Annotated in this window: 27 protein-coding genes; 10 read left to right on the forward strand and 17 right to left on the reverse strand. The window is 62.8% G+C overall.

Features of this window, described 5'->3' with window-relative positions:
• Nucleotides 1–69: 69 nt before the first annotated feature.
• Nucleotides 70–363: an H-NS family nucleoid-associated regulatory protein gene (locus ACEN9H_RS12980; protein WP_056125586.1), complete on the forward strand. Its 294-nt coding sequence runs from the start codon at nt 70–72 to the stop codon at nt 361–363.
• On the opposite strand, the gene ACEN9H_RS12985 is transcribed toward ACEN9H_RS12980, so the two are convergent.
• The gene (locus ACEN9H_RS12985) at nt 353–1,306 is read right to left on the reverse strand and encodes an NAD-dependent epimerase/dehydratase family protein (protein ID WP_413675082.1); all 954 of its coding nucleotides are present in this window, start codon (nt 1,304–1,306) and stop codon (nt 353–355) included. The genes ACEN9H_RS12980 and ACEN9H_RS12985 overlap by 11 nt on opposite strands.
• An 83-nt stretch (nt 1,307–1,389) precedes the next feature.
• Here ACEN9H_RS12985 and ACEN9H_RS12990 point away from each other — a divergent pair, with 83 nt between their 5' ends.
• Entirely contained in the window at nt 1,390–1,788 is a 399-nt protein-coding gene (locus ACEN9H_RS12990) for a VOC family protein (protein WP_413675083.1), read from the forward strand.
• A 4-nt stretch (nt 1,789–1,792) separates the two neighbouring features.
• On the opposite strand, the gene ACEN9H_RS12995 is transcribed toward ACEN9H_RS12990, so the two are convergent.
• From ACEN9H_RS12995 to ACEN9H_RS13010, 4 genes are all read right to left on the reverse strand, one after another.
• On the reverse strand, nt 1,793–3,010 hold the full coding sequence (locus ACEN9H_RS12995; protein WP_413675084.1) for a hypothetical protein: 1,218 nt from the start codon (nt 3,008–3,010) through the stop codon (nt 1,793–1,795).
• A 110-nt stretch (nt 3,011–3,120) separates the two neighbouring features.
• Nucleotides 3,121–4,215: an acyltransferase family protein gene (locus ACEN9H_RS13000; RefSeq protein ID WP_413675085.1), complete on the reverse strand. Its 1,095-nt coding sequence runs from the start codon at nt 4,213–4,215 to the stop codon at nt 3,121–3,123.
• A gap of 24 nt (nt 4,216–4,239) precedes the next feature.
• On the reverse strand, nt 4,240–5,451 hold the full coding sequence (locus tag ACEN9H_RS13005; RefSeq protein WP_413675086.1) for a hypothetical protein: 1,212 nt from the start codon (nt 5,449–5,451) through the stop codon (nt 4,240–4,242).
• A gap of 121 nt (nt 5,452–5,572) precedes the next feature.
• Entirely contained in the window at nt 5,573–7,591 is a 2,019-nt protein-coding gene (locus ACEN9H_RS13010; RefSeq protein ID WP_413675087.1) for a TonB-dependent receptor, read from the reverse strand.
• 94 nt (nt 7,592–7,685) lie between these two features.
• On the opposite strand from ACEN9H_RS13010, the gene ACEN9H_RS13015 reads away from it, so the two are divergent.
• The gene (locus ACEN9H_RS13015; protein WP_413675088.1) at nt 7,686–8,807 is read left to right on the forward strand and encodes a PepSY-associated TM helix domain-containing protein; all 1,122 of its coding nucleotides are present in this window, start codon (nt 7,686–7,688) and stop codon (nt 8,805–8,807) included.
• A gap of 4 nt (nt 8,808–8,811) precedes the next feature.
• Here ACEN9H_RS13015 and ACEN9H_RS13020 read toward each other — a convergent pair whose 3' ends face one another.
• Together ACEN9H_RS13020 and ACEN9H_RS13025 are read right to left on the reverse strand one after the other, a co-directional pair.
• Nucleotides 8,812–9,993: a sterol desaturase family protein gene (locus ACEN9H_RS13020; protein ID WP_413675089.1), complete on the reverse strand. Its 1,182-nt coding sequence runs from the start codon at nt 9,991–9,993 to the stop codon at nt 8,812–8,814.
• 84 nt (nt 9,994–10,077) lie between these two features.
• The gene (locus ACEN9H_RS13025; RefSeq protein ID WP_413675090.1) at nt 10,078–10,290 is read right to left on the reverse strand and encodes a hypothetical protein; all 213 of its coding nucleotides are present in this window, start codon (nt 10,288–10,290) and stop codon (nt 10,078–10,080) included.
• A 94-nt stretch (nt 10,291–10,384) separates the two neighbouring features.
• On the opposite strand from ACEN9H_RS13025, the gene ACEN9H_RS13030 reads away from it, so the two are divergent.
• From ACEN9H_RS13030 to ACEN9H_RS13040, 3 genes are all read left to right on the forward strand, one after another.
• Nucleotides 10,385–11,098 (forward strand): substrate-binding periplasmic protein, encoded by a 714-nt coding sequence (locus ACEN9H_RS13030; RefSeq protein WP_413675091.1) that lies wholly within the window; start codon nt 10,385–10,387, stop codon nt 11,096–11,098.
• An 81-nt stretch (nt 11,099–11,179) separates the two neighbouring features.
• Nucleotides 11,180–12,328: a galactonate dehydratase gene (gene dgoD, locus ACEN9H_RS13035; protein ID WP_413675092.1), complete on the forward strand. Its 1,149-nt coding sequence runs from the start codon at nt 11,180–11,182 to the stop codon at nt 12,326–12,328.
• Between the two features lie 70 nt (nt 12,329–12,398).
• Complete coding sequence (locus ACEN9H_RS13040; protein WP_413675093.1) at nt 12,399–13,172, forward strand: SDR family oxidoreductase; 774 nt, start codon at nt 12,399–12,401, stop codon at nt 13,170–13,172.
• A gap of 91 nt (nt 13,173–13,263) precedes the next feature.
• On the opposite strand, the gene ACEN9H_RS13045 is transcribed toward ACEN9H_RS13040, so the two are convergent.
• From ACEN9H_RS13045 to ACEN9H_RS13065, 5 genes are all read right to left on the reverse strand, one after another.
• Nucleotides 13,264–14,091, reverse strand: coding sequence for an alpha/beta hydrolase (locus ACEN9H_RS13045; RefSeq protein WP_413675094.1), 828 nt, complete (start codon nt 14,089–14,091; stop codon nt 13,264–13,266).
• A 284-nt stretch (nt 14,092–14,375) separates the two neighbouring features.
• Nucleotides 14,376–14,618, reverse strand: coding sequence for a TolC family protein (locus tag ACEN9H_RS13050; RefSeq protein ID WP_413675095.1), 243 nt, complete (start codon nt 14,616–14,618; stop codon nt 14,376–14,378).
• Nucleotides 14,593–14,853, reverse strand: coding sequence for a hypothetical protein (locus tag ACEN9H_RS13055; RefSeq protein ID WP_413675096.1), 261 nt, complete (start codon nt 14,851–14,853; stop codon nt 14,593–14,595). The genes ACEN9H_RS13050 and ACEN9H_RS13055 overlap by 26 nt, the downstream gene beginning before the upstream one ends.
• Entirely contained in the window at nt 14,850–15,323 is a 474-nt protein-coding gene (locus tag ACEN9H_RS13060) for a DMT family transporter (RefSeq protein ID WP_413675097.1), read from the reverse strand. Before ACEN9H_RS13060 ends, ACEN9H_RS13055 begins: the two co-directional genes overlap by 4 nt.
• A 10-nt stretch (nt 15,324–15,333) precedes the next feature.
• A complete protein-coding gene (locus ACEN9H_RS13065) occupies nt 15,334–16,725 on the reverse strand; it encodes an amidohydrolase family protein (protein WP_413675098.1) in 1,392 nt (463 codons plus the stop codon).
• 149 nt (nt 16,726–16,874) lie between these two features.
• Here ACEN9H_RS13065 and ACEN9H_RS13070 point away from each other — a divergent pair, with 149 nt between their 5' ends.
• On the forward strand, nt 16,875–17,777 hold the full coding sequence (locus tag ACEN9H_RS13070) for a LysR family transcriptional regulator (RefSeq protein WP_413675099.1): 903 nt from the start codon (nt 16,875–16,877) through the stop codon (nt 17,775–17,777).
• A gap of 324 nt (nt 17,778–18,101) precedes the next feature.
• Here the strand turns inward: ACEN9H_RS13070 and ACEN9H_RS13075 are convergent, their stop codons facing one another.
• From ACEN9H_RS13075 to ACEN9H_RS13090, 4 genes are all read right to left on the reverse strand, one after another.
• The gene (locus ACEN9H_RS13075) at nt 18,102–18,878 is read right to left on the reverse strand and encodes a hypothetical protein (protein ID WP_413675100.1); all 777 of its coding nucleotides are present in this window, start codon (nt 18,876–18,878) and stop codon (nt 18,102–18,104) included.
• Between the two features lie 80 nt (nt 18,879–18,958).
• Nucleotides 18,959–19,753, reverse strand: a complete 795-nt coding sequence (locus ACEN9H_RS13080) for an SDR family NAD(P)-dependent oxidoreductase (RefSeq protein ID WP_413675101.1) — start codon at nt 19,751–19,753, stop codon at nt 18,959–18,961.
• 1 nt (nt 19,754) lies between these two features.
• Complete coding sequence (locus tag ACEN9H_RS13085; RefSeq protein ID WP_413675102.1) at nt 19,755–20,258, reverse strand: SRPBCC domain-containing protein; 504 nt, start codon at nt 20,256–20,258, stop codon at nt 19,755–19,757.
• 53 nt (nt 20,259–20,311) lie between these two features.
• Nucleotides 20,312–20,911 carry an NADPH-dependent F420 reductase gene (locus ACEN9H_RS13090; protein ID WP_413675103.1) on the reverse strand — a complete coding sequence of 200 codons (600 nt, stop codon included), beginning with the start codon at nt 20,909–20,911 and terminating at the stop codon, nt 20,312–20,314.
• Nucleotides 20,912–21,009: 98 nt separating this feature from the next.
• Between ACEN9H_RS13090 and ACEN9H_RS13095 the strand changes: the two genes are divergently transcribed.
• Nucleotides 21,010–21,891, forward strand: a complete 882-nt coding sequence (locus ACEN9H_RS13095) for a LysR family transcriptional regulator (RefSeq protein ID WP_413675104.1) — start codon at nt 21,010–21,012, stop codon at nt 21,889–21,891.
• A 68-nt stretch (nt 21,892–21,959) separates the two neighbouring features.
• Here ACEN9H_RS13095 and ACEN9H_RS13100 read toward each other — a convergent pair whose 3' ends face one another.
• Entirely contained in the window at nt 21,960–22,505 is a 546-nt protein-coding gene (locus tag ACEN9H_RS13100) for a TetR/AcrR family transcriptional regulator (RefSeq protein WP_056129793.1), read from the reverse strand.
• 124 nt (nt 22,506–22,629) lie between these two features.
• Here ACEN9H_RS13100 and ACEN9H_RS13105 point away from each other — a divergent pair, with 124 nt between their 5' ends.
• Together ACEN9H_RS13105 and ACEN9H_RS13110 are read left to right on the forward strand one after the other, a co-directional pair.
• Complete coding sequence (locus ACEN9H_RS13105; protein WP_413675105.1) at nt 22,630–23,364, forward strand: SDR family NAD(P)-dependent oxidoreductase; 735 nt, start codon at nt 22,630–22,632, stop codon at nt 23,362–23,364.
• 13 nt (nt 23,365–23,377) lie between these two features.
• Nucleotides 23,378–24,145, forward strand: a complete 768-nt coding sequence (locus tag ACEN9H_RS13110; RefSeq protein WP_413675106.1) for an SDR family NAD(P)-dependent oxidoreductase — start codon at nt 23,378–23,380, stop codon at nt 24,143–24,145.
• The last annotated feature ends 19 nt before the right edge of the window (nt 24,146–24,164 follow it).

Below are 24,164 nucleotides of genomic sequence, written 5' to 3' on the forward strand. Positions count from 1 at the left end.
CATATTGCTCGGGCGCCGCCATAGTAAAATGGAGGCCCGCGTTCCCCTCCTGGCAAAGGATGTTTCCCCATGGCGCCGATCGATCTCAACGGCTATGACCTCGCCGAACTGAAAGGTTTGCTTTTCGATATCGAGCAGGAAATCAAGCGCCGCGCGCGCGACGAGCGCGATCGGGCGCGCGACCGCATCCACGCGCTCGCGGCCGGCGCGGGCATCCCGCTCGACGCGCTCGTCGAGACCGCGGCGCCGCGCTACCGCAATCCGGCCGACAGCGGCCAGACCTGGACGGGCCGCGGGCGCCAGCCGCGCTGGATCGCCGAGGCGCTGGCCAGCGGACGGTCGCTGGACGATTTCAAGATCTGAGCATCGGCGACGTGTAAGCCGGATCGTGGGCAAAGGGAAGCGGCCGGTTTGCGCGCAGGGTGGCGAGGACCGCTGCGAAGTCGGTCCGGCAGCGGAATCCCAGGTCGCGTTCGATCGCGGACGCGTCGTACACACGGCCGATGCTGGCCGGCAGCGACCAGCCCCGGGCCGCGTAGAGCCTGGCCGCGTCCGGGAAGTGCCGGGCGATCACCGCCGGCGCGTCCGTCTTCAGCCGGGCCGCCTCCGCGCGGTCGAAAGGCGTCGGCGCCGACACGACGTACAGGCCGAAGCCGATGGCCGGCGCCTTCTCCAGCGCGGCGAGGTGCGCGCGCGCGCAGTCTTCGACGGTCAGGCGGCGGTGCAGGAATTCGTTCGCCTTCATGTTTTCGCCGGCAAGATGGTCGTGCGTGTCATCCTCTTCCGGGAAGAATCGTGCCGTCCTCAGCACGATCACGGGCAGGCCGTGGTCCGCATGGAACAGCCGCGCCAGCTCCTCGGCCGTGCGCTTGGTCACGCCATAGATGTTCCGGGGCTGCAGCGGTCCGCTCGTCTCGTCCAGCCAGACGGCGGCGGGCGCGGTCTCGGCGCGGATGGCCTGCGTGATCATCAGCGAGGTGGTCGACGTGAACACGAACCGGCTCGCGCCGTGGGCCACGGCCGCTTCCAGCAGGTTGAGCGTCCCGGTGACGTTCACGTCGACGAACGCCTGGCGCGGATAGCGCGCGATGTCGGGTTTGTGGAGCGCGGCCGCGTGGATCACGCCGTCGAACCGGTGATCGGCGAACAGGCGCCGGACCAGCGGCGCGTCGGCGACGCTGCCGACCACGTCGGTGTGCGGGCCGGGCGCCACGTCGAGGCCGAGCGGGACGTGGCCCGCCTGCCGCAGCAAGGGGGACAGGAAGCGGCCAAGCCAGCCGGAGGAGCCGGTCAGGAGAATTTGCATGTTCGATGTCGAAGTCGTGGGGCGCCGTTCGTCGTCAGGGTGCGGGACCCTTTTTCCAACCAACATTATGACAAGAGGACATCATGAACAAGCAAATCATCTTCAACCTGCCGGTGCAGGACCTGGACCGTTCGAAGGCCTTCTTTGCGGCGCTCGGCTTCACCATCAATCCGCGCTACAGCAACGAGAACGCGCTGTTCATGAACGTCGTCGACGACACCCTGCACGTCATGCTGATGACGGAAGCGTTCTTCGAATCCCTCATCAACAAGCCGGCCGTGCGGGCGCGCGACGCCAACGAGGTGATCATCTGCCTGAGCTGCGAAAGCCGCGACGAGGTCGACAGCCTGATCGCCCGGGCGCAGGCGGCGGGTGCGCGGATTCCGCACCCGCCCGAGGATCATGGCTTCATGTACGACCAGGGCTTCGAGGACCTCGACGGCCATCTGTGGAACCTGGTCTGGACTGCGCCGCAGGAATGAGCCGTCACGGCAGCTGCACCCGGACCACGCCCTCGCTGACGGTCACGTAGAGACGACCCTTGTCGTCGATCGCCAGGCCTCCTGGATTGTTGAGGCCGCCGGGGAGGGGGCCGGGTCGCGTCTGCCACAGGCCGACCTGGCCGGCCACGGTCGTGACCACGCCGCCCGGCGTGATCTTGCGGATCGTCTGGTTGCCGCCGTCGACCACGTACAGGTTGTCCGCTTTGTCGATCACCATATCCCCTGGCCCGTTGAATTGCGCCGCCGTGCCCGTACCGTCGGCCGCGCCGGGTTTGTCGGCGGTGCCCGCGAAGATGCTGGCCGAGCCGCCAGGGGTGACCTTGACGATGATGTGGCGTTTCGAATCCGAGATATAGCCGTTGCCGGCGCGGTCCACTGCAAGGCCCGTCAAGTTCTCGCCCAGCATCCCGGCGGTGGCGCTCAAATCGGCCGGATACTGATAGCTCACAGGAGGGCTTGGGTCGGAATACCCTGGCACGACCGAGCCGGATTCCTGGACGAACAGGAGGCGGCCGCCGCCGTTGCTGTCCGCGGTCCGCCAGCCGCGATGTTGCGCTTCGTGGCTCCCGCTGGCGGGAGTGCTGGAGCCTCCTCCAGCCATGATCGCGGTCGTCGCGTACAACGTGCCGTCGGGGCCAAGCGCCAGCGTGGTCGGATTGTCCCCCAGGCTCTGCGGCAGGAGACGGTTGGCCGGCGCATGCGTCGGGAAGCTCGACAGCGACATCGTGCTGGTGACTCCGTCCAGCGTGATGCGGCGCAGGGCGATGGCAGGCGACCCGTCGTAAGTTTGTAAGCCCCAGCCGTCCAGGGCGTAGAGCACCTGGCTGTTCTTATCGAAAAGAAGCTTCGAGATCTGCTTCGTAAAGCCGGCCGCACTGCCGGTGCCATCCGTCCCCGGGGGCACGCCATCCTTGCCGACAAAGCCGGACACGACGCCGTCCTGCGTCAATTTGAAAATCGTGGCGTTGGCGTCGTTCGCCACGAACAATGTGTCGTCAGGGCCGACCGCGATGGCGCCCCTGAGGTAATTGCCGGTCGGGTTGTTGGCCAACAGGACGATGGCCTGGTTATTCACCGGCGGCGTGCCCGACCCCGTCGTATCCGGTGAGCCGCCTCCACCGCCGCACGACGTCAGCAATGTGGCGGTTGCCGCGACGAGGATGGCACGGCGTGCGGATACGGTGGCAGGTATGTTGAACACAGATCGATTTCTTTCTATCGTAAGCCTGGCCGGAGTGGCCACGGCATGCAGGATAGCAAGAGAACGATATAAAAATTCTCACGAATGGTCACGACGAGAATGCCGTGGTTTTATTTCTTGGCTGCAGGAGTCGGGAAGCTCATCAGGGCCCCTGTCAGGTAAGTCTTCATGCGCGCGGCGAACCGCCGCTCGACCAGGACGTGCACGCCGTACGCGGCGCCGAGCACGGCGGCGATCATGCCCCAGAACAGCAGATGGGCGTTTACAGTTGGATAAAAGCGGTTGAACACGAGATAGCCGATGTTCTGGTGCAGCAGATACAGCGGATAGCTGAGCGCCCCGGCCAACGGCCAGCGATGGCGGGCGATCGCGCCTGTCCGCCCCAATGCAATCAGCAGCATCACCACGAAGAACACGGTCAGGATGCCGATGACGATACCGCCGTTCAGGGTCGACATCGCGTTCTCGGCGCGCACCTTGCGCACGATAACCCCGGACTGTAAGAGGGCGAGGCCCCAGGCGCCTGCGAGCACCGTCAACCTGCTCATGGCCGCACCTTTTTTCCAGATCAGGAAGCAGGTGGCGCCGGCGACGAAATACGCCGCGTAATCGTAGATCAGCAGGCTACGGGCGATATGCAGCGCGCCTGCCGGCGCCGACGCGTCCGGGAACCGCGCGAGGAGTGCGAGCGCGATACATGCGAGCAGCCACATGACGAGGTAGCGCTGCGCCCGGTGAATTTGCCCGATGACCAGGAGCGCAGCGACCAGCGCATAGAACCGGATCTCGACCAGCAACGACCAGTAGGCCCCTTCCAGCAGCGGGATCCTGAACAGGTCGGCGACCATCGTCATGTTGACGGCGTACTGGACGAACGTGACGCCGGGCCGCGCGGCCAGTGCGATGCTGGCGAGAAACGTGATCGTGCAGCACGTCCAGAACGCGGGGTAAAGCCGTGCGATGCGGGAGATGCAAAAGTCGCGCAGGCGCGCGCTGGCGGTCGCGGTCATCAGGACGACGAACCCGCTGATCATGAAAAACAGTTCGACCCCGAGGAAGCCGTATTCGGCGACGGGCGCCAGCAGCGGGTACGGCATCGCCGAGAACCCGCCGGCCGGCCCGCGGTAGGCGTAGTGAAAGAAGACGACGGCGAGCGCCGCCAGGAATCGCAAAAGATCGATCTCGTTGACTCTGGCGCGTGTCATGGCGTGAAGCTCGAAGCAGCGGATTCAGTGGTGCGCGACCATGCCTGCGGGCGCGATGGCCCCCGCTACGGTACTTCGCGCGCTGGGCTGGACGCGCTTGTCCAGCATCTGTCTGCTCGAGATCGCAAACAGGAGGAATATCCAGATCGGGGCCTCGTAGAAATACATGATGCAATACGCGGGGATCAGGACGATGAACGTCGCCAGGATGACGCCGTGCAGGGCGAATATGCGCAGCAGGATCAACGCCAACGGCAACGTCACGATGATGCCGCCGCGGCTGACCAGGTTCAGGATGACGCCGATGTCCTGGTAATGGCATCCGATGCACGGATCGGCGCCATAGCCGAACCCCGTGAACTTCTCTTCCACGCCGGCATTCAGGTAGGTGTTTATGCCCTGCATCTTGAACGACAGGCTGGGATCGTGGCCGCCGAAGCGGGTCATCAGGTGGTCGATGAAATTGGAGGCGTAAATGTAGAAAACGACGACGGAAAGTGCGATGACGATCTCGATTAAGCCGATGCGCTTGCGCCACAGCCAGCCGAGCAGCAGCAACAGCACGGAAACGAAGAAGATCGAGGATGCGGCATGCGTCATCAACACGGAAATGATGGTCCCGACCGCCAGGACGATGCGCTTTTTGCTGAACTCGGCCGAAAACGCGTAAATGGCCAGCATGCACGATACGTAGTTGGTATAAGTGCCGGGCTCCACATGCAGGCCCGCAAAGCGGGCGATGTTGAAGTATTCCTCGGTGACGCGGCTTTCCGTTCCGAACACGAGTTGATGAACGTCGTAGATCGAATGTGTGACGAAATAGTAGAGGATCACCTGGATGGTCAGCGTCGTTACGTTTATCCCGATCAGGCATGCCAGCGCCGCCTCGAATTCCCTCCTGTACGAAAATCGCGCTTCGAAGATCGCGATGGCCAACGCCAGGTTGGCGGCGATCAGCAGGACGAATTGCGGCGGCACCGGTTTGACGACGACCACGTGAAAAACCAGTGTGAACAGCAGCGTCGCCACGAGCAGGGATGGCAGTTTCATCCGGATCTTCCCGAGGAACACCAGGGGCGACATGGCCACCATGGCCACGCCCGCCGCGAGATACTTCGGCAGCATCGTGGCGCGGGTGCCGGATTCTTCGAAAGGCGTGAATAACAGGAACAGCGCGACGAGAAACGCCAGGAAGAACAAGATCGAGAAACCCGACGGAGAGCGCTTGTTCTTCATGGCTGGACCAAGATTTCCGGGATGAATAAGGTCGCCGAAGTCCCCCGTCCGGGGACGGGGTGGCTGGCGCGCACCCGTCAAGCATGCGCTACGATGCTGAAGCTCGTTTGATGTGACTCAACTAGAAGCGGCTGGTCAGCATCAGGTTGACGCTGCGCGGACTGCCCGGCGCGTGCAGCGACTGCGTGCCGTCGTGCCACACGTAGTCGTAGTAGCGGTCCGCCACGTTGCGGACCTGGAGCTCCACGTCCAGGTTGTTCCCGAGGCGGTAGGCGGCCGACAGGTTGACGATGGCATACGCGCCGAACTTGCCGGTGGTGTTGGTCCGGTCGAGGAAGTAATCGCTCTGGCCATTGATCGAACCGGACAGGCGCAGCACGTCGCTGACGTTGTAGTCCGCCCCCGCGTTGTACAGCAGGTGCGGCGTGTGATCGATCTCGTTGCCCTGCGTGGCGATCGACGCGGCGTCCGCCCTGACGATGCGCGCGCGTTGCACGGCGGCGCCCACCCACACGCCCAGGCGTGACGTCGGCTGCACGTTCAGCTGCAGGTCCACGCCCCGGCGCCGCGTCTCGCCGATGTTCTCGGCATCGTTGGCCGGGTCGTTCATCTTGCGCCGCGCTTCGTTCGACGCATACTGCTCCCACACGGCGAGGCGGCCTTCCACGCCTTGCAGGGGCCGGAACTTGACGCCGGTCTCCCAGCCATCGTTGATCGACGGCGACAGGTCGCTGGTCTGGTTGACCTTGTAGGTGGCGGTGCCGATGCCGATCTGGAACGTGCGGCCGACGTTCCCGTACGCGGACCAGGCGTCGTTGACCTGGTACACGGCGGACAGCTTCGGTTGCCGGATCAGTCCATAGTCGTTGATGCCGTAGACGCGGCCGTCCAGCAGGTTCGTGTAGCTGCCGGTGAGCTTGTCTACGCGCAGCGCCGGGGTGATGGTCAGGTCGGCGACCGGCTTGTAGATGGCCTGGATGAAGCCGCCTGCCGTGTTCAGGTCGAACTGCTGGTCGCGGGTCTGGGATTGCCGCACCTCGCTCGCCGTGAACCAGCGCTGGCTGGCGTTGTCCTGGCGCTCCGTGTCCAGCCCGCCGACGACACGCAGCCGGCCGGTCGGGCGCCACGTGAACGTCGTCGAGGCGCCGGTGTGGTTTTCCTCGATCGTGCGTTCCTGCTGGCGCACCCCGGCGGAGAAGGTCACGTAGCGGTGGTCGTTCAAGGCATTGTGATAGACCTGCGCCGTCCAGAACAGCTGGCGGCCGAGCGCCGTCTCGGCCTGCAGGGCCACCTGGTCCATCCGGCGCGTGCCGCGGTCGGTGGCGTTGTGCGGCAGCGACTGTACCCAGTCCGCGCGGGCTTGCGCAGCCGTCAGGAACCCCGGTTCGTCGGCGCGCACTTCATGGTGGCGCACGATCAGGCCGTACCGGCTCGTGCCGTTGTCGGGCGAATAAAACCATTTACCCGAGAAGGTGGACTTGTCCGCATCCGAGTGGGCGCGGTAGCCGTCCGTCTTTTGCCAGCTCGCGGCGTAGTTCTGGGAAAAGCCGTTGCGGTCGACGCCCAGTGCTGCCTGCGCATCGCGCGTGTCGAAGCTGCCGTAGCCGAGGCGCGCCGCGCCGTAGTTGCCGCCGATCTTTGTCACGACGTTCGCGTTGCCGGCGATGTTGTGGAGGCCGTAGCGGGGATCGTTCGTGCCGCGCACGAGCTCGACGGCGCGGATGTCCAGCAGCGGCGCCAGGTCGAGGTAGGGCATCATCCCATCGTTGCTGTTGCTGGGTATCCCGTCGATCAGCAGCTTGACGGCGTTGATCTCGCCTTCGCCCGTGAAGCCGCGGATCGAAATCTTGCCGGACGTGGTGCCCTGGCCGTATTGCGTCAGCATCACGCCGGGGAGCTGGCCGAACAATTGCCAGTTGTGGCTGACCGCCTGCGTCGCGATCTTGCTCTCGTCCAGGACGTCGACCGACGTCAGGACATTGCGCGTGGCCAGCGGCCCCGTTGCCTTGCCGACCACCGTGACCACACCCACCGTCATCGCCGGCGCTGCGGTGATGTCTGCCGTGTCCTGCGCGCGTGCCGACAGCGCGAAACACAGTCCGATGGCGAGAACGACCGTCTTCTTACGATAAAACATCATCAAGTGTTGATAGAAAGAAAAGTCGGATCTTACCCCACATAAATTCAACTGTAAATTATAATGAGAATGATTCGCATTGAAACAACGAGGCGGTATGCGCAGATTCATCTCATGGTTGCACCGGTATGTCGGGCTGGCGGCGGTCGTCGTGCTCGTCATGAGCGGCATCACGGGCGCCGTGATTACCTTCGATGGCGAGCTCGACCGGGCGGCGCATCCCGAGTTGCGCCGTGTCGAGCCGCGGCCGGGCGGTGCCGGCGTCGACACCCTGGCGGCCGGCGCCCGTGACGCCTGGCCGCGCGACCCGGTGCGCATGCTCGTCCTGCCGGAGTCGCCAGGGGATGCCGTGGAGGTCTGGTACCGGGGCAGCAGCATGCGGGCGTACCTCGATCCGCACGACGGCCACGTGCTCGGCCTGCGCGACACGCACGATTCGCTGATGGGCATCCTCGTCGACCTGCACACGAACCTGCTGTCGGGCGAGACGGGCAGGGCGGTCATCGGCTGGTTCGGCCTGGCCGCCGTGCTGCTCATCGTCCTGGGCGTATGGTTGTGGTGGCCCCGGCGCGGCCGCTGGCGCCAGGCATTGACCGTCAAATGGGATGCGGGTGCCGCGCGTGTCTGGCTGGACGTCCATAAAGTGGCGGGCATCGTGACGGGCGTGTTCCTCGTCGTGATCGCCGGTAGCGGCGCCGCGCTGGCGCTGCCCGGCGTGTTGACGGAGCCGTTGCTGGTCGCCCTCACCGGCGCGGGGGCGAAACAGGCCGCGCCGGCCTCGTCATCCCGCGCAGGACCGCCCGCGTCGCTCGACGCGATGGTCCGGCGCGCCGAAGCGGCGTTCCCGGGGGGACGGATCACGCGCCTGATGATGCCCGCCACGCCGAACGGCGCGGTGACGGTACGCATGCGGCTGCCCGGAGAAATCCACCAGATCGGCCGCACGTTCGTCCACTTCGACCGGTACGACGGCAGGCTGCTGCGGACGGACAACGTCCTCGAATCGAACCTGGCCACGCGCATCAATGCGTGGTTCTATCCGCTGCATACCGGCGCGTACGGCGGGACGGCGACCCGCGTGCTGAACGTCCTGTTCGGCCTGTCGCTCGCGCTGATGTCGCTGTCCGGCGGCTGGATGTGGATCAGGAACAGGCTCGCGAGCAAACGGGCGGAAGCGCGCAAACGCGGGCGTGCGCCGGTGACGACCGCAGTAAATTGACGGTTCAGTCGTCCTTGCGGGACCGGAACGGAAACATCAGCTGCCTGGTGAAACCGTCCGGTACATAATCGCCGACCACGCCGTATTTCTCGGGAAAGCCCGTCTGGCCTTTGACGGCCGTACCCAGGATGTGGTCGATGAAAGCGAAATGCGCGGCGTAATTCTTGTCGATGGCCACGTCGTCCGACGAATGGTGCCAGTGGTGGAAATCCGGCGTGACGATCACGTATTTCAGCGGACCCCACGGCAAATGCACGTTCGCGTGGTTGAAGACGGCCTGGAATCCGACCACGACGATGTACACGTCCATGACGCTCTTTTCGAAGCCGAGCACGTACAGGGCGCCCAGCACGCCAACCCGGGTGATGATCAGTTCCACCATGTGCTGGCGCGAGCCGGCCAGCCAATCCATCGTTTTCGCCGAATGATGCACGGCGTGGAAACGCCACAGGAAGGGAATCTCGTGGTAGGCACGGTGGGTACAGTATTGCACCAGGTCCGCGCACAGGATGCACAGCAGCAGTTGGGGCAGGAACGGGATCGATTGCACCGTATTCTGTATCGTGTCGCTCGCCATCCAGCCGAACAGGCGGTGAATGGCAAAGTTCACGGTCAGCAGCGCCAGGCCGACGATGAAATGGTTGACGGCAAAGTGCACGAGATCGGTCTGCCATTCGCGGCGGAACAGCAGCTGGTCCTTATAGAGCGGGAAAACCTTCTCGATCACCGCGAAAATCAGGGTCGAGCCGAGGAGATCGAGGATGAACCAGTCCAGGCCGATGTACGGGGTGTGGTCGGGAAAATCGGCGACCGGGACGTGCGATCCGCCCAGCGCCAGCGTCAGGAGAATGAGTGCGGCCGCCATGCCGTTGATGCTGCGGCGCCGCTTGAAGATCACGTTGAGCAGGCTGATCGACCCGGACAGCACCATGGCCGCGAACATGATCGAGCGGATGATGTCGGGATCGTATTTCTGGCGCAGCTCCGGGGTCGTCAGATACTGCGGAAAATGAAAGGCCAGCACGCCGAGGAAACACAGCACGGCCAGGAAAAACGCGAGCGCACCACTGGCCAGCCCGTAGCCGGGTTCCAGGCGGCCGCTTTGTTGCAGGATGTCGGCGGTAGCGGAGACGGCGTCCGTGACGTCGTCGAGCGCGGCGCGCGCGGGCTTGGTCAAGATTTTCATGAATGCGATCCGTTCTCGGCGATCAGGGCCGGCGGAGCATAGCATTTTGCGGCGCGCGAAAAGGCGCGGATTGTCACCTGGCCTTCAATCGGGGATCGGTTCGACCATGTCCCCGTGCCCCGCATATTCGTGAAAGATATCGTCGAGCCACGTCGCCAGCTCGTCCGCCGGCACGTCCGCTGGAATGACGACTTCCTCGAACGGGACCCGCTTGCCGGGAACCGCGCGATACACGGCCCAAGCGTCGTTCTCGCGCCGGACGTCGACCTGGAAGCGGCCGTAGATATTGAAACGCATCGATCCTCCTTTTGCTGTTCGCTCCAGTGTAACCTGCGTTACGATGGCACCTGCTGACAAGACGGGGACGGTATTGATTACGAGACGGGATGTGTTGCTGCTGGCGCTAGGCGCCGCGAGCGGTGCCGGCGCCCACGCCGGGCAGGCGCCGCTGCATATCGTGACGGCGCACCTGCCGCCGCTGGTGATGGCGCCGGGCGACAAACAGCCTGGCGCGTTGCGCGAACTCGTGGACGCGCTCTGCAAGCGCCTCGACGTGGTGCCGGACATCGAGTTCATGCCCTGGCGGCGCGCATTGTATGTCGCTGCCACGACGCCGAATACTGCGATTTTTCCCGTGACCCGGCTGCCCGAGCGTGAGCGCCGATACCACTGGCTCGCGCCGCTGTACGAGGAAAACTATATCTTCATGGCGCACAAGGGGAGCGACTTCGACGTCCACCGTCCGCAGGACATGACGGACAAGCGCATTGCCCTGCTGCGCGGCGCGGCCCAATCGGCCATTCTGCGCGTGCTGGGGTTCCAGCGACTGGTGGAGGCATCGTCCATCGATGAAGTGCACCGCTTCCTGCTCGCGGGTATGGCGGATGCCGTGTTCGGCGAGCGCGCGATCATCCATCGGTCGCTCGAGATGCGCGGCGTCGAGAAGGACTTCCATCTCGGTGAGCCCGTGCGGACGACCACCGCCTGGCTGGCGGGCTCGCGCGATATCGGCGAGCAGGAAGCGGCCCGCTGGCGCGCGGCGATGGCGGAACTGGTCGCCGACGGTACCCACAAGCGCATTTTCCGGCAGTACGGACTGGCCTGACCGCCGTCTATATCGGAACTGTATAGATCCCCCGCGATTGCGCATGCATGCGGCGGCCCGGGCGCGGCTACACTGGCCGCCATGAAAATCACCCGACTCACCACTTACCGCGTCCCGCCGCGCTGGATGCTGCTGAAGATCGAGACTGATGAAGGCGTCACCGGCTGGGGCGAACCTGTCATCGAGGGACGCGCGCGCACCGTCGAGGCGGCCGTGCACGAACTGTCCGACTACCTCGTCGGCAAGGATCCGGGCCGCATCAACGACCTGTGGCAGACGATGTACCGCGCGGGCTTCTATCGCGGCGGCCCGATCCTGATGAGCGCCATCGCCGGCGTCGACCAGGCGCTGTGGGACATCAAGGGCAAGGTGCTGGGGCAGCCTGTTTACGAACTGCTGGGCGGCCTCGTGCGTGACCGCATGAAGACGTACAGCTGGGTGGGCGGCGACCGTCCGGCCGAACTGATCGCAGGGATCGCCGCCCTTCGGGAAGCCGGTTTCGACACCTTCAAGATGAACGGCACCGAAGAATTGGGCATCATCGACAACGCGCGCAAGATCGACCAGGCCGTCGCGCGCGTGGCCGAGGTGCGCGCGAAGTTCGGCTCCGAGATCGAATTCGGCGTCGACTTCCATGGCCGCGTGTCCGCGCCGATGGCGAAGGTGCTGCTGCGCGAACTGGAGCCGTACCGGCCGCTGTTCGTCGAGGAACCGGTGCTGGCCGAGCAGGACGAGTACTACCGCGCATTGGCCGACGCGACGTCGATCCCGCTGGCGGCCGGCGAGCGGATGTACTCGCGCTTCGACTTCAAGCGCGTGTTCGAGCGGGGCGGTCTCGCCATCGTCCAGCCGGACCTGTCGCACGCGGGCGGCATCACGGAATGCGTCAAGATCGCGGCGATGGCGGAAGCGCACGACATCGCGTTCGCGCCGCATTGCCCGCTTGGGCCGGTGGCGCTGGCATCCTGCCTGCAGGTGGACTTCGTCGCGCACAACGCCGTGCTGCAGGAGCAGAGCATGGGCATCCACTACAACCAGGGCGCCGAGCTGCTGGACTACGTGAAGAACAAGGAAGACTTCCTCCTGTCGTCCGGCTGGATCCGGCCGCTGCCGAAGCCTGGGCTCGGCGTCGAGATCGACGAGGAACGCGTGATCGAGGCCAGCCGCGCGGCAACCGACTGGCGCAACCCGGTCTGGCGCCACGCCGACGGCAGCGTCGCGGAGTGGTAGGCCGGCCTGCCGCTGGTGTACGATGCGTGTCATACAAAAACATGCAGGGCCAGGGAAGCGGCAGGAAGAGATGAACGGAAGACTCGAAGGGAAGGTGGCGATCGTCACCGGCTCCACCATGGGCATCGGCGCGGCCGTCGCGCGGCGCTTCATGGAGGAAGGTGCGCGCGTCGTGATCAACAGCCACGTAGACGACGCGGCCGCACGGGCGCTGCGCGAGGAACTGGGCGGGACACGCAGCCTGTTCGTCCAGGCCGACATCACGGATCCGACCGCGATGGAGCGGCTGGCGGCGCGCACGCTGGAACGCTTCGGGCAGGTCGACATCCTCGTCAACAACGCGGGCGTGAACGTGTTTTCCGATCCGCTGGAACTGGATGCGGAAGGCTGGCGGCGCTGCCTCACGCTCGACCTGGAAGGCGCGTGGAACGCGTGCCGCGCCGTGCTCCCGTCCATGCTGGCGGCAGGCAGCGGCAGCATCGTCAACATCGCGTCCGTCCACGGCCACAAGGTCATCAAAGGCTGTTTCCCGTATCCCGTCGCGAAGCACGGGTTGATCGGCCTCACGCGGTCGCTCGGCGTCGAGTACGCGGCGCGCGGCATCCGCGTGAATTCGATCTCGCCCGGCCTGATCATGACGGAGCGGATCGAGGCGTGGCTCGCCGGCTGCCCCGATCCCGAGGCGGAACGCCGGCGCCAGGCCGCGCTGCTGCCGTGCGGGTGGATCGGGGAACCGAAGGACGTCGCGAACGCGGCGCTGTTCCTGGCCAGCGACGAGGCGCGGTTCGTGAATGCGGCGGATCTGCTCGTGGACGGGGGCAGGAGCCAGGTGTATCACGACTGAAAGCGACTGGAAGCCCGGCCGATTTCCTGGTGCTCGGACGGGGACCGTGTACGTCCGCTATCGATCGAAGCCGACATTGATCTTGCTACGCTTATAGGACGCCGGTTTCCTTGAGCCAGTTTTCCACCAACGAAGGCCAGGCTGCTAAAGGGTGCTCTTTCTCCCGAAGACCGAAGGCGTGCCCTCCTTTTGCAAAAAGATGAACCTCTGCCGGCACACCTGCCTGGTTGAGCGCCCGGGCATACAGTGTGCTATTGCAGATAGGGTCGACCGGATCGTCCCAAGCTTGCAATAGAAATGTGGGCGGTGTGTCCTTCGTCACGCGAATGCTTGGTTCGAGTGCTCCGGCGCGACACAAGTGACCCGGATAAAGCGCAATCGCAAAGTCAGGGCGGCTACTTAACTTGTCCACGGCGTCGACCGGCGCGTAGGCAGACGCAACGATGTTGCTGGTCTGGGCGACCAGATAGCCTCCGGCCGAGAAGCCGATTACACCGATCTTTCGCGGGTTCAGGTTCAGTTCCGTTACCTTCGACCGCACCAGCTTAATGGTCCGCTGCGCATCCTGCAGTGCAAGCGGTATCTTTGGAAAGATCCTGCATCTGCATTTTTCATCCCAGTAGTCGTTCCCACCGGGGACGCGGTATTTGAGCAATACGCAGGTAATCCCACGTGATGTCAGCCAGTCGCAGATTTCCGTTCCTTCCAGGTCAATGGCCAGGACTCGGAATCCTCCACCGGGAAATACGATGACAGCGGCTCCGGTGTTCAGGCCCTTCGGCGAGTACACGGTCATCGTTGGATTGCTCACGTCATTGACCTGTGCCCATCCACCGTGTCCTGCCGCAGCGACGACCGATTCTGGCTGCCGGGTGGGCGCCGCGTCGGGAACCGCACCGGGCCAGATATCAATCTGCACATGTCCCGGCGATGGCTGCCAGGTCGCAGCTCGGGCGGGCGCGAAGCTTATCAAAAAAACAGCTAGACTTATCAAGAAACATGTACGCACGGCCTTCCCCCTGAGTGATTTACATTTATGCCCCGTCCCGGGCTGCGCGGGAAGTGTCTATCAGATTGGGGCCCAATGGGCAGGCGTGTGACGAACCAAGCGGACTGCGTGATGAGTTACCGGTAGCGGCTTTGCAATCGATCCGCTCTTGGTCTGACCAAGGCGAGCTCGTGCAGCTGCTTACAGGATATAGATTATTGAATTGTCCAGAAGCCAAGCTTGCCAAGACTAAGCGCAAGCTTGAGCCGTGCAAACCGCCAGTTGGAGAACGCTTGCACGCGCTGTTGCGGGGCATTCGCCACGGCGCTCTGTGCGCTGATCAGTTCAAGGATCGTCCCGATCCCTGCTTTGTAGCGCCCTTGCGCCACCTTGTACGATTGTGTCGCGGTCTCGAAGAACTCATTGGATGCCTTAACGTCCGCAGTTTCCGTTTCCAATTGCTGGTAGCTCTTCCATACGTCGAGCGCAACTTGCTTCGAGATACAACGCGTCCAACAGCATGTCGACCTTCGGAAAAATCGCGCGCATGGTTTCCGTAGGCGTGTTCGTCACTTTCGCGACTGCCGCTAACGTGAGCTTGCATTTGCTTTCGGCCACCATGCGGGCGGCAGCAGCCAGCACGGTGCCGATTATTTCTGGATACCGCTGCTCCTTGGGATATGTATTTTTCATGTGAATGATGCTTTTGGTATCCGGTCTCCCATGACAAATACTGCCAGACCGGCGATCATCATCAGATAGCCCAGCAGTTTGGTAGGCGAGACCGGCCGTGCCATCGCCCCCAGCAAGGCATAGTGATCGATGATCATCGATGCGGTCAGCTGGCCAGCGACGGCCAGTCCCAGCAGCATTGTCAGGCCGATACCTGGCGCCAGCAGGACGTAGCACACTACCGCGCCTGCGCCCAGCGCGCCGCCCAACAGCGTCCAAAGCGGTTGAGCAGGAACTTGCATGAGCGGTGCCGCGATACCGCCGCGAAATATCGTAACGATCAATAAGCAAACGGCCCCGATGGTAAAGGACACGAGCGATGCCATCAGCGAGTCGCCACCAATGCCGCGTGCAAGCTGACTATTCAGAGCAGCCTGCAACGCGACGGCGATCCCGGCACCGAAAGCGATAGGTAACAGAATCGCATTCATCAGGCATCGCTCAGGCAAAGTGGATCGGTGCGAACGTCTCGGCAAACAGGTCTGGCGCGTAGCCTGCCGCATTGAACAAATGCGTGCACGATTCGTCGATCAGCGCGCGCAATTTCGCCTGATCGAGGCCCAGCACCACGCCATCGCGTTTGCGAATGCGGCCGCCGATAATGACTGTATCGATATTGCTGCGTTCAGCGGCATGCACAACGGTACCGATGGCGTTATGGACCGGATACAGATTGAGCTCGTTCGTCCTGATCAGCACGATGTCCGCCTGCTTGCCAACGGTCAGACTACCGATGCGCTGCTCCAGACGGGCGCACGCCGCACCATCGATGGTGGCGGCTTCCAGCAGCCGGAACGCATTGGTTGGCGCATCTGCGTGATGATGGCCGCTGAGCCGGCGGCTTGCACCGACCACGCGTTGCAGGTAGAAGGCAACACGCATTTCCATGAACATGTCGCCGCTGTAGGAAGTTTCGTTATCGACGCTTAGTCCTGGACGAATGCCGTGGTGCAGGGCGGCCTGCCATGGATACATGCCGTCCTCGATGCCGTAGTGTGCGTCCGAACGCGGGCACACATTCACCCTGACGCCGGCGTCCCGAAGAATTTCCCACCCCTTGTCGGGCAGGCAAGTGCAGTGGTTGAAGATATTATCCGGACCTAGCAGCTTCCTGCGATGCAAATCCTCGAGCTCGGCAGCCATGGCGCCGCCGAAAAATTCGGTGACAATGGGAATGCCAAGTTCACGCGCGCTGGCCCACTGGTCCGGTTCGAGCTGCGCCATCATCGCCAGCGTCACCAGTCCTTCGGGATTTCCTTTGAAATATTTCTCCTGCAGGCGGGCGAGGTTACCTTCCCAATGCGCTGTGTCCCAATTTCCCGACACCGGCGCGCCGGCCGCGTGGACTGCGCGGATACCGGCATCGAGCAGCGCCTCGACCGCCGCATCGGAATGCGCTGCAGAGCGGCTGTTATGTGAGTTGTCGATGACTGTCGTGATGCCTGCATCGATACAGCTCAGTGCAGTGATCATGTTGCCGACATAAATGTCGCGCGGTCGGTAATACTTGGCGAACGAGAAATGCGTGGCATTACAGTAGTCTTCCATCGATCCTGCATTCGAGTTAATCCGACGCAGTTGCCCTTCCCAAGAGTGGCGATGGGTATCGACCATGCCGGGGATCGCAATCATGTTCGCTGCATCGATGACCTCCGCACCTTCGGCTTCGAGGTTGAGGCCTACCGCCGTAATCGTGCCATTGTCGATCAGGATGTCTCCCTTGGGCAGGTTACCGACCTTGTCATCCATGCTGATGACGGTGGCGCCCCGGATCAGAATACGGGGGGAGATCGCGGGCAGGGGAAGCAAGGTTTGACGATGTTGTTCGGACACGGTGCTTGTTCTTTCTCGGATTGATCAATCTCTGAGTGTAGAGGGAGAACCGAGGCGGAAATAGTAGTTCCCGTCGCTTTCATTGTGCAAAAAATCCGAATAATTCTGAGTTATAGTGCGCTTTTCACGGCTGCCATTACGAAAAGCATATGGATCGCGTCAAAGCAATGCAGGTATACCTCCGTGTGGTCGAAAGCAGGAGTTTCGTGCGCGCCGCAGAAACCCTTGGGCTGCCCGCATCATCGGTCACCAGCATCATTAAGGGGCTGGAAAAACACCTGCAGACACGCCTGCTGAACCGTTCCACTAGAAACCTAAGTATGACGCCTGAAGGCGAGCGCTATTTCCACCGTTGCCGCGAGATACTCGACCTGATCGACGCCGCCGAATCCAGTCTGTACGGTCCTGCCGAACGTCCGCACGGGCGCCTGCGCGTGGATATGCCAGGCGGTATCGCACGTGCCGTGATCCTGCCGCAGATCGGGCAGTTCCAGCAGCGCTATCCGGATATCTATCTAATGGTTGGCGTCAATGATCGCCAGGTGGATCTAATTCAGGAAGGCGTCGATTGCGTCATCCGGACCGGCAGTCTCGATGACTCGGCGCTGGTTGCGCATCGCCTGGGGGCGCTGCGCTGGCTTACTTGCGCGGCGCCCTCCTACCTGGAAGAAAAGGGCGTGCCCGTGGATCTGGAGGATTTGCAAAAACACCGTGCGGTTCACTACTTCTCCAACACGATGCGGCGCGGGAATGAGCTGCATTTCGTCGTGGACGGAGTCGGTATCGCTGTCCCGGTTCCCGGCGCAATCGCGGTCAATGAAACTGAGCTATACACCAAGCTGTGCCTAGACGGCCTTGGGCTGATCCAGTTGGCCGAGGTCCTGGTGGCGGACCACTTGCGAGCTGGGGAATTGGTCGAGGTGCTGCCCGACAAACGGCCGGCGCCTGTGCCGGTCTCGCTACTTTACCCTCATCACCGCTTTGTCTCTCCAGCGATGCGCGCGTTCATTAACTGGACAACGGCACTCTTCACTAACTTGGATGCGAAATAACAGGGCTGTTTTGACGGGCGAATGCAAAATCTAGCGCCGGGACTTCGAAATCAAGGCGCCAATAACAACTCCAATTGCGACCCCTGGACCAATGCCAAGAGCAAGGTTGCCGATCGCAACGCCAATTGCGCATCCAATCGCCACTCCAAAACAAATCCCGACACCCATGAATTTGCTAACTTTTTTATCGGATGAATCGCTCATAGAATCCTTTATTTCGTAGTTGAAAGGCCGCCTCTGGCCGGCCGCAGCCATTGCTGAAACTCCTCAGCCGACCCCTTGCGGACGTTTAAAATCCAGGGATTCGCCTGCAGGCGTTGGTCGTTATTTACACGGCTTTTTGCTCCTGTCGGACATGCCATCGATTTCCGCCTGGGTCAGCGTTATCAGCATCGGTTCATCTGCCGGGAAACCATCGGCACCTATTCGCGCCGGCTTGGGCGGCACTTCGTTCGGGCAAGCCGGGACCGAAGGCGGAAGCGATGCCGCCAGCGCAAATAATTGCTGGCGCAGCGCTGTAGCTACAACGTTGGCATCGATCCAGAGTTCGTAAGCACGTCGCCGCTCGACCCAGGACAGGTGCGAGATCGCGTTGCCGGAAGGTGCCTGAAACACGCTGAGCCGTGCCGGCATGCCGTTGATGCGTTCGGGCTCATCTTCCGGGGCACGCCAACTACGGGTGCCATCAACGGACATGTCTTGCTCGAACAGCGTCACATTATGACCGTCGGGCATGAGAAAGCCGCGGTACAAGCGCGTATGCGGAGTATTGTCGGGTTCGATCATCGCACCCAAGCTCTTGAAATCGGCGAACCGCGTGCCAGAGAGGTTAACCGGCTGGAACGACAAATCGGCCATGATCGGCGCGGACGGTCGGAATGCAATGCGGTAGCGCTCCAGGTTTGCCTCGCAAACCTTCAGATAGCCGTTAGTTTTGGCTTCGAGAGCTTGCTGCGCCCGGGCTTCCGCGAAGCCGGGAGCGCCGGGCGGCAGGCCGAGCCCGCAGGACACGTCACCCGGGGCGGCGGGTCTGGCGTGGGGGACGACGTTGGGTAGCGCGACCGCGATGGCCGCAATCGCCCAACCGATACGTCGGTTCATTGCTTTTGCATTCATCCTCGCAGCTTAGCAGTTGCGAGCCCATAAAGATGCGCGCTTTTCCACCGCTGTTGCCTAGCGAATCAGGTAATTGTGCGAACGACACCACCGTCGACGCGTAAAGCCGAACCTGTCGTCGCCGATGCCTGTTCCGAGGCGACATAAACTACCATGTTAGCCACTTCCTCGGTGGTGGCGAAGCGTTGGATCAGCGTGGTCGGACGCATCGTTTTCAGGAAATCCTGCTCGGCCTGGGCGGGCGTGATGCCTTGCTCCTGAGCTGTGGATTTCATCCAGTTCGACAGAATCTCCGAATCCGTCGGACCGGGCAGCACGGCGTTGACGGTCACGCCGCTGCCGGCGACGAGTTCGGCCAAGCCGCGCGACACCGCCAGCATCGCAGTCTTGGTCATGCCGTAGTCGATCATTTCCTTCGGAATGTTCAATGCCGATTCGCTGCTGATGAAAACCACGCGGCCCCAGCCGCGCGCTGTCATCTTCGGAATGTAATGCCGCGACAACCGTACACTGCTCAACACATTCAGCTGGAACAGGTCGAGCCACTCTTCGTCAGTCTGGTCAAAGAAGTTTTTCGGACGGGCGGTGCCCGCGTTGTTGACCAGAATGTCGGCGTCAGGCACCCGTGCGATCAACGCTGCGCAGCCTTCCGGGGTGGCGATGTCGGCGGCGACGCCGCTTAATTTGGCGTTTGGTAGCAGCACGCGCATGTCGTGGAGCGCCGCGTCCACGCGTTCCTGCGTGCGCCCATTGATCACGACTGACGCGCCCGCGCGTGCAAGTCCTTCTGCGATCGCGCGGCCGATGCCGGCGGTAGAGCCGGTCACGACGGCTGTGCGGTTTTCAAGTTCGATTTTCATGTTATTTCTCCGATTCTGTTAATGCCGTTTCCGCCGCGCGAGCGAGGCGTTCAATCCAGTCCTGGTGGTAGCGATAAAGCGCACCGGGATATTTGTGGCCGATCACATCGAGGAAGAATTCGCCTTGCTGGGTTTCCTCGGTCAGCACGTGGCAACCTTTTTCCGTTGGCGTGATGACCCAGCCGTGGTACGCGCTGGAACCGGTGTCGTCCGCATCGACGGTAGTCGCCCACGCCAGTCGACGATTCGGAATGCACTCGGTTACGGTCAAGCTCATCGGATAGCCAACCGTGACGCGGTGAAAGCGCGTACCCAGTCGCAACTCGGATTCGCCGGAGAGGATGTTGACCTGGTCTTCAGGAGGAAAATAATTCGACCAATGCGCCGCGTCCACCAGCAGTTTCCACACCACTTCCGGCGCGGCATTCACGTCGATGTCGTTGAGGGCGTAGATGGACGAGATGCCCGGATGGTAGCGTTCGGGCCAGATGACTTTGTCGATCATGTTATGCAACCTGATGAGTTCATTGCGCGATTTGAATCGATGCGCTCGCCGCGTCAGTCTGCTTTGACGAGGTCCTGGAAGATCAGCGGTGCCCAACTGCGTCCGCGCGCCTGAACCAGGGCGCCGCCTTCGCCGAGTTTGCCCAGCCATACCGGCGCATAGCCGAGGCGTTCGGCCAACGCCGCGACCTGCGGCACTGCCTCGTCGTGGTCGCTGGACAGGAAGACCACGCGTCTGCCGCCCTTGACGCGTGGATCGGCGGCCAGCACACCGGCAGGAAGATGGTTAAAGCCTTTCACGACCGAAGCGCCGACGAATGCCCTGGCGATGGCGGCGGTAGAGGGCTGGCCGTCCAGTGCGTCGACCGGCACGCCATAGGCATTGGTCGCATCGATGATCGTCTTGCCTTGCCAGTTCGGCAGCGCCTTGGCAACGGTTGCATGTTCCAGAAACGGCACAGCGAGGAAGATGACGTCGGCTTGCAGGGCCTCTTCCAAGGTCTTCGGTCGAACTGATCCGCCAATCGCCGACGCTTGCGACGCCAACGCGTCAGGTGTTCGCCGCGTAGCGACGGCTACGTCCATGTCCATGCGGGCGAAGGCACTGGCGAGTGCCTGTCCTACTTCTCCAAAGCCGATGATTGCGTAAGTCACAGAGTCTCTCCCATACAAAAAGTTGACGAGAGGATGGTAATTTAGTGTCCGCTAAGTGATAATCGGCAAAATATTCATAAGACTTATTCCAAAATAGAATGGATCAGTTCCAGGAATTGCATGCTTTCATCGCCGTGGTGGAGACCGGCGGCTTTTCCTCAGCGGCACGCAAGCGAGGTGAGTCGCAGTCTGCCGTCAGCAAGGCGGTGAACGCCCTGGAAAAGCGACTCGGAGTAGCACTGCTTCATCGCAGCACACGAAAGGTGACGCTCACCGAGCAAGGGGAACGGTATTACGAGCGTACCAAGCCGCTGCTCGAGGAGATTCAGTTTGCAGACAGCGAACTGGCCAGCAGCACACTGGCCGTGTCGGGCCTGGTGCGCATCGCGGCGCCTTCAACGTTCGCACGCCTGCACGTACTGCCACTGATTCCAGAATTGCTGGTGCGCCATCCAGACTTGCGCGTGGATCTTGTACTGTCCGACGCGCTGCGCGACATGGTCGAAGACCGCATCGATCTGGCGATCCGGCTGACGATGGTCAATGATCCGGATTCCGTCGTTCGCCGTGTGGCGGGCACGTCCCTGATCTGCGCCGGCGCGCGCCGCTATTTCGAACAGCGCGGACAACCGAGGACGCCCGCCGATCTGGCCGACCACAACTGCCTGATTTACGGCGAAATGACCGAGTGGAATTTCTACGGGCCCCAAGGCCGCTTCAGTGTGCCCGTGCGCGGCAACCTGTCATCCAACAGCGCTGAAGCCATTCTGGCCGGCGTGAAAGCCGGCGTGGGCATAGGCATGTTCCATCGGGCATCTCTTGTCGAGGAATTCCGTGACGCGGACGTGGTGACGGTACTTGACAATTTCATCCACGAGCCGCGCGACATCAGCCTCGTCTGGCCCAAGCGCCGCTTCGTACCCACCCGCGTGCGCGCAGTAACCGATTTCTTTGCGACGGCACTCGCGCTCCGCATCTAGGGCAGGTCCGATTTTCACGGGGCCGGCCGACGGCCGCAATCCCCTGCGGACTTTGCATCAGCGCCAGGTCAGCTTTTCAGGATGGCGCTCGTCATCAGCTTGACGAGATGATCCGCCCGCGGCGCAAACGACGGTTGATCGACCGTCCAGCCGAGCGCCGTTATCAGCGCGAACAGGTCGTCCCCGGTCATGTCCGCGCGTGCCGTTCCTTCGTCCTGGGCACGCTGCAGCAGCCGCGCGCCTGCCGAGTGCACTGCCGCGCATGACGCATAAAGCGCGGAGTCCGGATTGGCGTGGGCGGCCGCCATCATGGCGACAACGCCTCTGTAGCTCCGCGTGAATGCCACCAGTTCCCGAAACCAGGTGAGAAGTGCCTCGTCAGCCGAAGCCGAGCTTTCGAGTTCGTCCGCCTTCCGAGTCAGTGTGTCCAGATGGGTGCACAGCAACGCCTCGAACAAGGCTTCCCGTGTCGAAAAATGACGAAGCAATGTCGCCAGGCCTACGCCGGCGCGGCGGGCGATATCGCGCATCGAGGCCTCGGCGCCATGCTCGGCGACCACGTCACGCGCGACCGTGAGGATTTGATTGCGATTTTTTTGGGCGTCGGCTCGCATAAGTTCCCTTGACAAGTGGATCAGTGATCCATATAGTGGATTATGTGGATCGGTGATCCACATAATACAGCGCCAGCTGGAATTTTTCCAGCGCCCGCGCAACGCCTATGAAAGAGCACACGACATGAACAGACTACATGGAAAGACCGCCGTCATTACCGGGGGTGCAACCGGCATCGGCCTCGCCGCGGCCAAGCGCTTCATCGAGGAAGGCGCCTTCGTCTTCATCTTCGGGCGCCGCCAGGAGGCGCTCGATGCCGCTGTCACCGCCCTCGGGCCCAATGCCCGCGCCGTGTCCGGCTCAGTCTCCGAGCTGGCTGACCTTGATCGACTCTACGCGGCGGTGAAGGCCGAGCACGGCACCCTCGACATCGTCCTGGCCAACGCTGGGGCGGGAAGTCCACTTCCTCTCGGCCAGATCACCGCCGAACACATCGACGACACCTTCGACACGAATGTGAAGGGGACGATCTTTACGGTCCAGAAGGCGCTGCCGCTGATGGGCCCGGGCGGGTCGATCATCCTGACCGGATCGAGCGCCGGCACCACGGGAGCCCCGGGATTCACCGCCTACAGCGCGAGCAAGGCGGCGGTGCGCAATCTTGCCCGGACCTGGGCGGAGGATTTGAAAGGCACCGGCATCCGGGTCAACGTGTTGTCGCCGGGGGCGACGGCGACCGAACTCGCCAAGCAGGCGCTAGGAGAAGAGGGCCAGAAGGCGTACGGCGCGATGACACCGCTCCAGCGCATGGCCGATCCGGCAGAGATCGGGGCGGCGGCCGCCTTTCTTGCCTCGTCGGACAGCAGCTTCATGACCGCCAGCGAGGTCGCCGTCGACGGTGGCCTGGCACAGCTCTGAGGGGAGAATTCGAATGACACGATCACTGAAGGGAAAGACGGCTCTCGTCACCGGGGCATCGCGGGGCATCGGCCGCGCAATCGCCGAACGTCTCGCAAAGGACGGTGCGACTGTGGCACTGACCTATAACGCCGGCAAATCCAGTGCCGACGAGGTCGTCGCGGCGATCGAGCAAGCGGGAGGCGCCGCGTTCGCGATCCATGCGGATCTCGTCGATCCGGACACCGTCCCGGCCTTGTTCGCGAGACTCGACGACGAGTTCACGCAACGGAACGGTAGCAAAGCGCTCGACATTCTGGTCAACAACGCCGGCAATTCCGGTTGGCTTGGCTTCAAGGACGCCACGCCGGAAAGTTGGGACACGCTGATGGCCGTCTACGCCCGCGCGCCGTTCTTCATCGTTCAGGCCGCGCTCGATCGGCTTGCCGATGGCGGACGCATCATCAACATTTCTTCCGCCGCAGCCACGAAGCCGGTAACGGCTGCGCCCGTTTACTCGATGGCGAAAGCGGCCATCAACACCCTGACCCACACGCTCGCAATCGAGTTGGGGCCGCGCCGCATCACGGCGAACGCCGTCGCACCGGGCTTCACGCGAACCGGCGCGAACGCCGATTTCCGCGAGAATCCCGAACTCGTCAAGGCGGTCGAGGCCCAAATCGCCCTGGGCCGCTTTGGCGAGCCTTCGGAAATCGCCGCCGTCGTGGCTTTCCTGGCCTCCGATGAAGGCCATTGGGTGACGGGCCAAACGATTGAAGCGAGTGGTGGTTACAAGCTCTGACCGCACCCAGGAACGAAGG

The sequence above is a fragment of the Massilia cellulosiltytica genome, from assembly GCF_047325105.1.
GTDB classification, from domain to species: domain Bacteria; phylum Pseudomonadota; class Gammaproteobacteria; order Burkholderiales; family Burkholderiaceae_D; genus Telluria; species Telluria orientalis.

What these genes read in the sequence shown, in the direction of transcription:
- ACEN9H_RS12980 (WP_056125586.1), top strand. Translation starts at nt 70, where the DNA reads ATGGCGCCGATCGATCTCAACGGCTATGACCTCGCCGAACTGAAAGGT.
- ACEN9H_RS12985 (WP_413675082.1), bottom strand. Translation starts at nt 1,306, where the DNA reads ATGCAAATTCTCCTGACCGGCTCCTCCGGCTGGCTTGGCCGCTTCCTG.
- ACEN9H_RS12990 (WP_413675083.1), top strand. Translation starts at nt 1,390, where the DNA reads ATGAACAAGCAAATCATCTTCAACCTGCCGGTGCAGGACCTGGACCGT.
- ACEN9H_RS13000 (WP_413675085.1), bottom strand. Translation starts at nt 4,215, where the DNA reads ATGACACGCGCCAGAGTCAACGAGATCGATCTTTTGCGATTCCTGGCG.
- ACEN9H_RS13005 (WP_413675086.1), bottom strand. Translation starts at nt 5,451, where the DNA reads ATGAAGAACAAGCGCTCTCCGTCGGGTTTCTCGATCTTGTTCTTCCTG.
- ACEN9H_RS13010 (WP_413675087.1), bottom strand. Translation starts at nt 7,591, where the DNA reads ATGATGTTTTATCGTAAGAAGACGGTCGTTCTCGCCATCGGACTGTGT.
- ACEN9H_RS13015 (WP_413675088.1), top strand. Translation starts at nt 7,686, where the DNA reads ATGCGCAGATTCATCTCATGGTTGCACCGGTATGTCGGGCTGGCGGCG.
- ACEN9H_RS13020 (WP_413675089.1), bottom strand. Translation starts at nt 9,993, where the DNA reads ATGAAAATCTTGACCAAGCCCGCGCGCGCCGCGCTCGACGACGTCACG.
- ACEN9H_RS13025 (WP_413675090.1), bottom strand. Translation starts at nt 10,290, where the DNA reads ATGCGTTTCAATATCTACGGCCGCTTCCAGGTCGACGTCCGGCGCGAG.
- dgoD (WP_413675092.1), top strand. Translation starts at nt 11,180, where the DNA reads ATGAAAATCACCCGACTCACCACTTACCGCGTCCCGCCGCGCTGGATG.
- ACEN9H_RS13040 (WP_413675093.1), top strand. Translation starts at nt 12,399, where the DNA reads ATGAACGGAAGACTCGAAGGGAAGGTGGCGATCGTCACCGGCTCCACC.
- ACEN9H_RS13055 (WP_413675096.1), bottom strand. Translation starts at nt 14,853, where the DNA reads ATGAAAAATACATATCCCAAGGAGCAGCGGTATCCAGAAATAATCGGC.
- ACEN9H_RS13060 (WP_413675097.1), bottom strand. Translation starts at nt 15,323, where the DNA reads ATGAATGCGATTCTGTTACCTATCGCTTTCGGTGCCGGGATCGCCGTC.
- ACEN9H_RS13070 (WP_413675099.1), top strand. Translation starts at nt 16,875, where the DNA reads ATGGATCGCGTCAAAGCAATGCAGGTATACCTCCGTGTGGTCGAAAGC.
- ACEN9H_RS13075 (WP_413675100.1), bottom strand. Translation starts at nt 18,878, where the DNA reads ATGAACCGACGTATCGGTTGGGCGATTGCGGCCATCGCGGTCGCGCTA.
- ACEN9H_RS13080 (WP_413675101.1), bottom strand. Translation starts at nt 19,753, where the DNA reads ATGAAAATCGAACTTGAAAACCGCACAGCCGTCGTGACCGGCTCTACC.
- ACEN9H_RS13085 (WP_413675102.1), bottom strand. Translation starts at nt 20,258, where the DNA reads ATGATCGACAAAGTCATCTGGCCCGAACGCTACCATCCGGGCATCTCG.
- ACEN9H_RS13095 (WP_413675104.1), top strand. Translation starts at nt 21,010, where the DNA reads ATGGATCAGTTCCAGGAATTGCATGCTTTCATCGCCGTGGTGGAGACC.
- ACEN9H_RS13100 (WP_056129793.1), bottom strand. Translation starts at nt 22,505, where the DNA reads ATGCGAGCCGACGCCCAAAAAAATCGCAATCAAATCCTCACGGTCGCG.
- ACEN9H_RS13105 (WP_413675105.1), top strand. Translation starts at nt 22,630, where the DNA reads ATGAACAGACTACATGGAAAGACCGCCGTCATTACCGGGGGTGCAACC.
- ACEN9H_RS13110 (WP_413675106.1), top strand. Translation starts at nt 23,378, where the DNA reads ATGACACGATCACTGAAGGGAAAGACGGCTCTCGTCACCGGGGCATCG.